The organism is Tissierellales bacterium, from assembly GCA_025210965.1.
In the GTDB taxonomy this organism is placed as follows: domain Bacteria; phylum Bacillota; class Clostridia; order Tissierellales; family JAOAQY01; genus JAOAQY01.
In genome coordinates this window covers 1-2,678 of record JAOAQY010000236.1, presented here as the reverse complement: position 1 = coordinate 2,678, position 2,678 = coordinate 1, and the positions used below count along the sequence as shown (strand labels likewise).

Below are 2,678 nucleotides of genomic sequence, written 5' to 3'. Positions count from 1 at the left end.
TGTTCGCTTTTTTATTGCAGAGGGGGAAATACAGATGAATATAGGAAAAAGCTACATAGAATTATGTGATGAAATAGAAATGTGGACATTTAGAAAAGAGACAATAGAAGATCAAGTAAATTACTTAATGGACAAAAACAAACCTAAAGATATAGGAGCTATAGACTACAGTGCGCCTACTGGTGGAACTGATGTAATATTAGACTTTGAAGAGTTAGTTAACAATATAGATCCAATGCAAAACGAGATTCAAAGGTTGGATTCATTGATTCAGAGATTGAGTAAGTCAAAGTCAATGATTGAGAAGAAATTGGAAAGCGCTAAAGGAGTAGATTATAAGATTATTTACAAGAGATATGTAGAAGGAAAGAGCTTAAAGGTTGTGGCGGAGGAGTTGAATTACAATTATTCTTGGTTGAGAAATAAGGTAGCAAGGCTTTAATTTTAAGAACAACTAGAGTAAATTGACAATTAAAAATTCGAAGAGTAAGATATAAAAGATACTAAATATAAAAAGTGGAAAGAAGATGATACTTTGATTGATTACTCAAATATACCATGTGAAAATATAAAGGAAAATGATTTATTTGGAATAAAGCCTAAGTACAAATTAATTAGCGCATTTGTAAAAAAAATGCCGACCGATGATATTTATGGTTGTCACAAAATGATTGCACTGTATGGAGAATGGGGTTCTGGAAAATCAAGTGTTTTCAATACATTGAAATGTGAAAATAATCAAAATTGTGAAACAGAAGTGCTTGTATTTGATTGTTGGGAGATAGAAAATGATAATAATTTAGGACTTTCATTGTTAGAATTTATTGCTTCAGAGGCAGATATTAGCAAGTTGAAAAGTGGAGCTATATCAACTTGTTGGAATTTCTTAAGATCTTTTGCCAGGAATACAAGTTTTGACTTTGCAGGAGCGAGTATAAATGCTGGACAGATAGCCAAAGATTTGAGTGATCAAGATAATGAGTTGATATTAGATAAATCATTTTATACTCAAAAAAAGAATTTTAAAGATTCATTTGATGAGATTATCGATAATTTTTTAAAAAAGAAAGATAAAAAACATTTGATTGTATGTATTGATGAGTTAGATAGATGTCAACCAGAAAATGTTTTGAACTTACTGGCAAGTATAAAACATTTTTATACTTTAAATTCTAAAGTCGCTTTTATATGTGGTGTTGATAGAAAAGCAGTAAAACAAGCATTGTACTGTAGATATAGGGATAATGTTAAAGCAGAAGAATATTTAGAAAAGATTTTTGATATATCTTTTAATATGCCTAAAAAAATAAGAACTAAAGAGCTTGTTACAGAATATTTAGTGATGTATAGAGCAAATTTAGACATAAATAATTTAGCAGATGAAATTAGTTATTTTTTAGAAAAACTTGAGTTTGTAAATCCTAGACGACTAAAAAAAGTTTTGAATAAATATTCGACTTATAATAGATTGATAGTATTGGATGGAAATAGGAGTTTTAAATTGAATAGGCGCTCAATGGTTCAAAATATTTTTGTTATATATTCTATTATATTACATGAATTTTATCCAGATAAATTTAATAAAATACTTAAAATTGATGAAAGATTTGCAAATCAGGATTATGGAAATGGTACCTTTGATCAACCTAATTACGATAATTATAAAAATAGCATTATTGAGTATGTTTCAGAAAAAAATATTAAATTTGATAATATAGATGATATAAATATGCTTCTTCGGATTTTCAGTCCTAAGTTAAATAATTTAAGTCCAACAATGGTTTTTAATTCGAGAAATATTAGTGATTCACTAAATCAAATTGAATTGAATGGAGAAGGCGGTATAGAATTTAGATTTTGTAAATATATAGTTAAAAAACTATATGGACAAGTGTCGGAAATAGAAGAGTATGCATTCAATATAAAAGCACTTTTTGAAACAACTCAGTTTCTACTCTAAAAACACCTTGCAAAGACCTTGCACTCCACCCATAATTTCCATGTTATTATGGTACTAAGGAAAAATAGATAAACGAGAGACACCCCAAGTCGGCGGTGTCTTTTTTATGCCCAAAAACAGGAGGTGAGAGAGATGGCAATCAGAGTACCAAAGGAGAAATGGTCGAAGACGAAGTGTTCTAATTGCGAATGGATAAAGAAATCTGGAGAAACCTATTATTGTCCATTCCAGAAATGCTTCAAAAAGCTAGACTGTTCTAAAGAATGGAAGGTGATCAAGTGTGAATGATGTCAAGCCTATCAAAGATCGTGTCATGATAGACCAAATAGCAGAATATCTCAGACTTCAAAGTGAGAGAAATTATGTTCTATTTATGATGGGAATATACACAGGGCTTAGGGTGTCAGATATATTGGAACTCCAGGTGAGAGATGTTAGAAACAAGGAGTCTTTGAATGTAGTGGAAAGCAAAACAAGTAAGAAGAATACATACAAACTAAATCCAAATATCAAGAAAATCATAGCAAATTATGTTGAGAATAAATCAGATTATGAGTACTTGATAGCATCGAGACAGGGGAGCAACAAACCAATATCTAGACAACAAGCTTATAACATTTTAAACACTGCAGCTAAAATATTTGGGCTACAAAAGATTAGTCCACATTCTTTGAGAAAGACATATGGTTATTTCATATATCAGAACAGTAATAAAAAT

At 29.9% G+C, this 2,678-nt stretch carries 4 protein-coding genes; all 4 read left to right on the top strand.

The annotated features are described in order from the left end of the window. Nucleotides 1-442: hypothetical protein (locus N4A40_16690; protein MCT4663492.1), on the top strand; the 442-nt coding region annotated here is incomplete at its 5' end. A gap of 93 nt (nucleotides 443-535) precedes the next feature. Further along, nucleotides 536-1,960: a KAP family NTPase gene (locus N4A40_16685; GenBank protein ID MCT4663491.1), complete on the top strand. Its 1,425-nt coding sequence runs from the start codon at nucleotides 536-538 to the stop codon at nucleotides 1,958-1,960. 132 nt (nucleotides 1,961-2,092) lie between these two features. Beyond that, nucleotides 2,093-2,248, top strand: coding sequence for a hypothetical protein (locus N4A40_16680; protein MCT4663490.1), 156 nt, complete (start codon nucleotides 2,093-2,095; stop codon nucleotides 2,246-2,248). Then, nucleotides 2,241-2,678: tyrosine-type recombinase/integrase (locus N4A40_16675; GenBank protein ID MCT4663489.1), on the top strand; the 438-nt coding region annotated here is incomplete at its 3' end. The genes N4A40_16680 and N4A40_16675, both read left to right, overlap by 8 nt.

Coding starts and splice junctions, on each gene's coding strand:
- N4A40_16680 (MCT4663490.1), top strand. CDS start 2,093: ATGGCAATCAGAGTACCAAAGGAGAAATGGTCGAAGACGAAGTGTTCT.